The organism is Dietzia sp. DQ12-76, from assembly GCF_014145045.1.
GTDB lineage: Bacteria > Actinomycetota > Actinomycetes > Mycobacteriales > Mycobacteriaceae > Dietzia.
On sequence record NZ_JAALDV010000417.1, the window covers coordinates 1 to 7,417 of the forward strand.

Annotated in this window: 5 protein-coding genes, 1 tRNA gene and 1 pseudogene; 3 read left to right on the forward strand and 4 right to left on the reverse strand. The window is 70.1% G+C overall.

Features of this window, described 5'->3' with window-relative positions; translation table 11 throughout:
• Positions 1-337 (forward strand): enoyl-CoA hydratase-related protein (locus G6019_RS13685; RefSeq protein WP_241726060.1); only part of this gene is annotated, 337 nt, incomplete at its 5' end.
• A gap of 60 nt (positions 338-397) precedes the next feature.
• Here the strand turns inward: G6019_RS13685 and G6019_RS13690 are convergent.
• From G6019_RS13690 to G6019_RS13700, 3 genes are all read right to left on the reverse strand, one after another.
• Positions 398-474 (reverse strand) — tRNA-Met (locus G6019_RS13690).
• 113 nt (positions 475-587) lie between these two features.
• Positions 588-3,620, reverse strand: a complete 3,033-nt coding sequence (locus G6019_RS13695) for a UPF0182 family protein (RefSeq protein ID WP_182612827.1) — start codon at positions 3,618-3,620, stop codon at positions 588-590.
• Between the two features lie 66 nt (positions 3,621-3,686).
• The gene (locus tag G6019_RS13700) at positions 3,687-4,745 is read right to left on the reverse strand and encodes a YlbL family protein (RefSeq protein ID WP_107755968.1); all 1,059 of its coding nucleotides are present in this window, start codon (positions 4,743-4,745) and stop codon (positions 3,687-3,689) included.
• A 79-nt stretch (positions 4,746-4,824) separates the two neighbouring features.
• On the opposite strand from G6019_RS13700, the gene G6019_RS13705 reads away from it, so the two are divergent.
• Positions 4,825-6,198 carry a zinc-dependent metalloprotease gene (locus G6019_RS13705; protein WP_182612826.1) on the forward strand — a complete coding sequence of 458 codons (1,374 nt, stop codon included), beginning with the start codon at positions 4,825-4,827 and terminating at the stop codon, positions 6,196-6,198.
• A 19-nt stretch (positions 6,199-6,217) separates the two neighbouring features.
• Here G6019_RS13705 and G6019_RS13710 read toward each other — a convergent pair whose 3' ends face one another.
• Positions 6,218-6,862: a M48 metallopeptidase family protein gene (locus G6019_RS13710; protein WP_231750500.1), complete on the reverse strand. Its 645-nt coding sequence runs from the start codon at positions 6,860-6,862 to the stop codon at positions 6,218-6,220.
• A gap of 123 nt (positions 6,863-6,985) precedes the next feature.
• Between G6019_RS13710 and G6019_RS13715 the strand changes: the two are divergent.
• A pseudogene (locus G6019_RS13715) lies at positions 6,986-7,417 on the forward strand (hypothetical protein); the annotation flags it as partial.

Below are 7,417 nucleotides of genomic sequence, written 5' to 3' on the forward strand. Positions count from 1 at the left end.
GGCCACCCGTCTGCCGAGGCCGGTGGCCCTGGAACTCGCCCTGCTCGGCGACGCCCTCCCCGCCGCGAGGTTGGCCGAACTGGGAATGGTGAACACCGTGGTACCCGAGGGCAGGGCCCTGGAGACGGCGATGGAGACGGCCCGGCGCATCGCCGCCAACGCCCCCCTCTCGGTGAGGGTCGGCAAGAAGATCGTCGACGAGGCACCCACCTGGAGCCCGGACGAGGCGTTCGGACGCCAGAGCGAGATGGCCGGCCCCGTGATCCTGTCCGACGACGCCAGAGAGGGCGTGGCCGCGTTCGCCGAGAAGCGGGAGCCCCGCTGGACCGGCCGCTAGCCACTTCGCCGAAATAGCCTCAGGCCCGGCTCCCCTGTTGGGGAACCGGGCCTGAGTGCGTGGTAGCGGGGACAGGATTTGAACCTGCGACCTCTGGGTTATGAGCCCAGCGAGCTACCGAGCTGCTCCACCCCGCGTCGTTTGCGTCTATGACACTACGTGCCACTCACCGCGGAAGGCAAATCGGTGAACGCGGAACGACCGGAACATGACTCAACTCACACTGCGGCTGCCATTCATGCAGGTCAACTCAGTTCCCGAGGGCCTGGTAGGCGTCGACGGCCTCCTGCAGATCCTCCAGGGCCCGGCCCAGTGAGGACAGGTCCCCGCCCTGGGCCGAGCGGACCGCATTCAGCGCCTGGTTGATGTCCCGCACGGCTGCGGCACGCGCGGCTTCGTCCGTCCCCCCGGTGGCCGGGGCCGCCGGGCGCGGAGCGGTGGCAGCGGTGGGAGACGCGGCGTCCTCCGCCTCGGCTTCCGCCTCGCCGCTCTCGTCGATCCGCACGACGTCCGGGTCGGCCTCGATACCCACCTGGCGCAGCGCCTCGTACAGCGTCGGCGCGTAACCCACCGCGCGGTCGTAGCTGACCATCACGCGGAGCAGCCTGGGGAACGCGGAGTCCTGGTCCTTGCGCTGCGTGTAGATGGGCTCCACGTACAGGACGGAGTCATCCGCCAGCGGCAACGCGAGCAGGTTGCCCTCGGTGATCTCGGCCGTCTCGCCCCACAGTCGGCGGTCCTCCGCGATCGCCGGGGAGGCGATCATGATGTCCTGCGCCTGGTTGGGTCCCTGCGCCAGGGGTTCCGTGGGCCGCTGCACCCGGACCGTGATGTCGCCGTAGGTGTCCGGGTCCGAGCTCGCCGACATGTGCGCCGCGAGGAACTCGCGCTCGTACCCGCGGAACGCGGAGATGAGCTGGAACGAGGGCTCGTCCGACTCGGGGTCGGTCGGATCGGAGACCACCACGTAGTACGGCGGCTGACTCGGCCCCTCCACAGGACCGGCATTCGCGGCCTGGGTACCCGCAGGTCCACCGGCCGGCCCACCCGGGGGCGGGGTCGGGTTCTGGATCGACGAGGTCACCGTGGGATCGGACGGCACCGACCAGAAGGCGTCGTTGGTGAAGAACTGACCGGGGTCGTCGACCTGGTACCGGGCCAGCAGCTCACGCTGGACCTTGAACAGGTCCTCCGGGTACCGGAGATGCTGCTCGAGCTCCTCCGAGATGGCCTCCCGGGGCTGCACGATCCCGGGCAGAGCCTTCATCCAGGTCTGCAGCACCGGGTCCGACTCGTCGAACGCGTAGAGGTCCACCGTGCCGTCGTACGCGTCGACCGTGGCCTTGACGGAGTTGCGGATGTAGGAGACCTTCTCGTCCGGCAGGACCCGACCGCCGGCCTCGTTCGTGGAGTCGGCCGTCATGGCCTCCAGGGAACTCAGTTCGGCGTAGGGATACGTCTTGAGCGTGGTGTAGCCGTCAACGATCCACTTGATCCGGCCGTCGATCACGGCCGGGTACGTGTTGGTGTCGGTCGTCAACCACGGCGCGACCTTCTGGACACGGTCCCGGGGGTCGCGGTCGTAGATGATCTTGGAGTCCGGGCCGATCAGACTGGACAGCAGGATGTTTCGCTCGGCGAACCTCAGCGCATAGGCCGTGCGGTTGAGCCAGTTGCCGATCGGGACACCGCCCTCACCGGTGTAGGTGTACTGCTCGGTGTCCGTGTCGTACTCACGGGGACCCTCACCGTTGTCACCGACGATCGCGTAGTCGGGGTCGGCCTGGGCGATGAGAGGACCGAAGTAGGTCCGCGGCTGGGTCACCGGGATCACCATCTCCTGCCCGCTGTTGATGGCCTCGAGGTCCGAGATCTGGAAGTTCGGCAGGCCTCCGCGGTCCGAGCCCGCGTCGTCGGCGATCTCGTTGACCCGGTTGGCGGGCGCGGAGACGAACCCGTTGCCGTGGGTGTAGACGGTGTGCCGGTTGATCCAGTCACGCTGGTTGGCCTGCAGGGACTCCGGGTTGAGCTCGCGCGCGGCCACGAGGTAGTCCCGCATCTCACCGTCGATCGTGTACCGGTCGATACCCAGCGTCTCGGGGAAACCGTAGAAGTTGCGCAGCTGGTGAAGCTGGGTGAAGGTGGGCGAGAGCACGTTCGGGTCGAGCACGCGGACGTTGGACAGCGTCGTGACGTCCGACCCCGCCTCCCGCGGGTTCGGATCCGCCGAGCCCCAGCCCTCGATGTACGTCACCCGGTCGTCACCGATGTCGTACGCGGCCCGCGTGGCCTCGATGTTGCGGGCGATGTACTCCCGTTCCTTCTCGGCGCGGTTGGGGTTGACCGAGAACTGCTCGACCGCCAGCGGCCAGACCGATCCCACCACGAGCGCGGAGAACAGCAGGAGCACGGTGGCGAGCGCGGGGATCCGCAGATCCCTGATCACGATCGCGGAGAAGAAGGCGATCGCACAGACGATCGCCACGGAGAACATGAAGATCTTGGCCGGGATCAGGGCGTTGACGTCGGTGTGTCCGGCACCGGTGAACGTCGCGTTCTCGCGGAACAGCAGCTCGTACCGGTCGAGCCAGTACGCCGCCGCCTTGAGCAGGATGAACAGTCCCGCGAGACTGACCAGCTGGATCCGCGCGGCGCGGGTCAACGCCCCTTCGCGCGCACCGGGTCGGAGCCCACCGAACAGATAGTGCGTGACGAGATTGGCGAGGAACGCCAGGACCACGGCGACCATGAGCCAGGTGACGAGCGATCGCCACAGGGGCAGCTCGAACGCGTAGAAGGAGATGTCGATCCCGAACTGGGCATCGGTCTGCCCGAACGGGGTGGAATTGAAGAACGCGAGAACCGACTGCCAGCCCGTCTGAGCCACGGAACCGGCGAGCAGTCCGAGCCCGACGGGGACCCATAGCACGGTCTTGGCCGGTGAGTCGCCGAGAGCGGCCCGGTACCTCGCCAGCGCGTCCGGCATCCCCGGTTGTGCCAGGAAGACCGGACGGTACCGGTAGGCCAGCAGGATGCCCGCGGCGACCGCGAGTCCCACGAGCAGGGCGACCACGACGAAGAGACCGATCCGCGTGAGCAGCTCCGTCCTCATGACGGTGGTGGCGTCGACCGAGGAGAACCACAGCCAGTTCGTGTACGTGGAGTTGATCCTCGGTAGCACCTGGATCAGGACGATGAGGATGACGATAGAGATGGCGACGGCTCGGCCGCGACGTGAGATCGCGATCGGCCGACCGGGATTACCGGGCGGGCGGACGGACACCGGGGAAGCTCCTGGACTGCTGGGGCGGACATGCTCGTGGAATCCACCTTACGGAAAAGCCCCGGCTCACCCGCAGGTCGGTGGCTGCCCCCCGGAAACGGCCTCCTCCAGCGCCTCCAGCGCGCCCCGGAGCGTGTCCACCTCGATCAGGCGGATCCCTCCCGGTGGGTCCTGCACGGCCTCCGCACAGTTTGCGGACGGGACGAGGAATTCCGTGGCCCCCGCCTCCCGGGCGGCCCGGATCTTGTGGGTGATCCCGCCGATCGGGCCGACGGTGCCGTCGGGCCGGATGGTGCCCGATCCCGCGACCTGCGCGCCGCCCGTCAACTCCCCCGGTGACAACTTGTCCACGATCGCGACCGCCAACACCAGCCCCGCCGAGGGGCCCCCCACGTTCGGGTCGATGTTGATGTCGACGTCGGTGCCGTCCGCCGGTGTGTCACCGACGAGGATGCCCAGGCGCCCCTGGTCGGGATCGCCGTCCGGACCGGCGGGCTGCAACGTCGTCGTCGTCGTCTCCTCGCGCCCGTCCCTGGTGAACCCGATCGAGACCTCCTCGCCCGGCCGCCGGGCGCTGACCTGCTCGACCACCGCGGTGGCGTCGGAGACCCGCTCGCCGTCGATCGAGGTCAGGACGTCACCCTCACGGAGGCGGTCGGCGGCCGCGCCCTCGGGGTCGACGGCCTCGACCCTGGGCTGCATCGGGATCCCCAGGTACCTGTAGGCGGCGGCCTCCGCGGAGTTCTCCGAACCCACCATCTCGGCGGCGTTGGACTCGCGGACCTCGTCCCGGGACCGTTCCGGGGGGAAGACCTGGTCACGCGGGACCACCACCTGCACCGGGTCCAGCCAGAACCTCGTGGCCTCGAGGAGGGTGAGGTTGTCCCGGACCGCGACCGTGGTCATCCGCAGCGCACCGGAGGTCTCGTCCGCCTCCCGGCCGCTGATCTCGATGACGGGGACCGTCTCCACCCCGTCCTCGCCCTCGACACGGACGTCGCCGAACGTGTCGTAGGTGGGTCCGGGGCCCATGGACACGAGCGGAACCGTCGCGGAGGTGGCCAGGACGAGCAGCAGCACCGCCGGGACCAGAGCGGCGAGGAGGGTCAGCAGTCGGCGACTCACGGGGGCAAGGGTAGTCCGCGAGCCGATACCGTGACGTCGGGCCCGGACCTGCGCACCCGAGGGGCTGTACCGTTGTGGCATGAACCAGCCCTTCGGTTTCTCCGCTTCCGATGACGACGGTCGCGACGACGACCGGAGCCGCGACCCGGGCGGCCCCGGCGGTTTCGACCCCTCCCAGTTCGGCCAGTTCGGTCAGATGCTCTCCCAGTTCGGTCAGATGCTCGGCTCCATGGGATCGGCGATGACCGGACCCGGCTCCACGGGCCCGGTCAATTACCAGCTCGCGCGCACCGTGGCCCTGCAGGCCCTCGGACGCACCCCGGTCGTGTCCGAGGCCTCCCGGACCGCCGCGCAGGAGTCGATCCGCCTCGCGGAGCTGTGGCTGGACGAGACCACCGTGTTCCCCTCCGGCGTCCACCGGACCGAGGTGTGGACGCCCCAGCAGTGGGTCGAACAGTCCCTGCCCACCTGGGAGAAGATCTGCACCCCGGTCGCCGAACAGATGAACTCGGCCACCAAGGGGGCGATGCCGGAGGAGGCGCGCCAACTCGCCGGACCACTACTGGGGATGCTCGACCAGATGGGCGGCATGGGCTTCGGGATGCAACTCGGTCAGGGACTGGGCAAGCTCGCCCCCGCCGTGCTGTTCTCCTCTGAGGTGGGCCTGCCGTTCGCGGACGACGGTGTGAGCGCCCTGTGCCCGACCGCGATCGACGCGTTCGCGGAGGAACTCGACCTCCCACGCCAGGAGGTCCTGGTGTTCCTGGCCGCGCGGGAGGCCGCCCACATCCGGTTGTTCGCGGGCGCACCCTGGCTCCGGGCGAGGGTCCTGGCCACCGTCGAGGAGTACGCCCGCGGTATCCGGGTCGACACCTCGGGACTGGACGACCTCGCCTCCGGTCTCGACCCGTCCATCCTCCAGGACCCCGCCAAGCTCCAGGAGCTGCTGTCCGGCGGGGCCGGTGCCATCGGGCCCAAGGTCACCAATGTCAACGAGGCGGCGCTCGGCCGTCTCGAGACGCTGCTCGCCCTGGTCGAGGGCTGGGTCGACGCGGTCGTCACCGCCGCGGTCGGCGATCGCCTGCCCAGCGCCGACAAACTACGCGAGATGTGGTTACGCCGTCGCGCCACCGGTGGGGCGGCAGAGCAGGCCTTCGCCGGTCTCGTCGGTCTCGAACTGCGCCCACGCAAGGCCCGGGAGGCCTCGGAGCTGTGGCGCCGGGTCTCCGAGGCGGTGGGCACGGACCGCCGGGACGGCCTGTGGAGCCACCCGGACCTGCTCCCCGTGGGCGAGGACCTCGAGAACCCGGCCGCGGTGATCGACCGGCTGCTCGACGAGACCACCGGGGACCAGTCCGGGGTCGACGAGATCGAGAAGTTCCTCCGCGAGTCCGGGGGCGGTCCCGGCACGGGATCCGGCGGCGACGCGAACGGACCGGCGGGGGACTCCTGAGCTGCCGGCCCGTCTGAGGTCAGGGGCCGTCGTCCTGCACGAGGTCCCCCACCGCCTCGCCGCCATCCGCGGCTCCGCCGGACCCCGGCGCGAGAGTCCTGGAGTGGGCCTCCAGAAAGCCCATGGCACGCTCGGTCCGCGGATAGCGTCGCACCACCTCCCAGAAATCCGGGGTGTGACCGCCGGGCACCACGAGATGGGCGAGTTCGTGCACGACGACGTAGTCCAGCACGTACGCGGGGACCTCCCGCAGCGCCTCGCTGACCCTGATCTCCCCCGACGCGGGGGAGCACGAGGCCCACCGGGTGGTCATCGCGGGCACCCACCGGATCGACCCAGGTCGCGCGCGTCCGTCCATCCACCTGTCCGACAGCGAGGTCGCACGTCGCATCAGGTCCTCGTCGGACGCCCTGGCCCCCGACCGCCTGGCGGAACGACGCAGTCGCGACAGCATGTCGGCGACGAGCCGACGTTCCTCGGCCCGGGGCAGCCCGGCCGGCATGAGCACCACCACGGCCCCGTCCTCCACTCGCGCGGAGACCGTCCTCGTGCGACGACGCGACCGCCGCACCTCGATCCTGGGGTCATCAGGGCTGGTGGGCAGCCCGTCAGCGGGTACCGAACCCTGATCGACGTCGGATTCCGGCTGGGGCGTGGGTGACACGCCGACCACGCTAGACGACGGGCGACCTCTCTGTTCTCCACAGGTCGCACCAGGTGCACCGGGCTGTGGACAGGCCGCCGACGAGCGTCCCCGCGACGACCACGTGCGTGCCACGATGTGCTCGTGTCATCAGCGACCCCCTCCGGAGTGCGTCCACCCCACACCGCGATAAGACCCACCCCGCGGGATCCCGTCCGGGCCGTCCTGCGGGCCGGGACCGTCGTGGTGGTGAGGGACCACGACTCGGTTCAGGTGGGACTCGCACCGGACCGCGCGGTCGTGGTGGCCGCCCCCGGGTCGTGCGGACCCCGGGGTCTGGCGGCACTGCTCCTCGAGCTCGAAGGCGGGTCCGACCTCGACGACGCCGCCTCCCGGGCGGGGGTCGACGCCGCAGATCTCCCCGCGGTCGCGGGGATCCTCGTCCGCCTGGCCGAACTCGGCCACGTCCGGTTCCTCGGCCCGCACACCGCCACCCCCGAGCCGGTGCCGGCCCCGCGGCCGCCCGCCGTCCGGCAGATCCACATCCTCGGCAGGGGACAGGTATCGGAAGTACTA

Bases quoted from the DNA above. Each gene is read 5' to 3' on its own strand.
- G6019_RS13705 (WP_182612826.1), top strand. From the start codon at position 4,825: ATGAACCAGCCCTTCGGTTTCTCCGCTTCCGATGACGACGGTCGCGAC.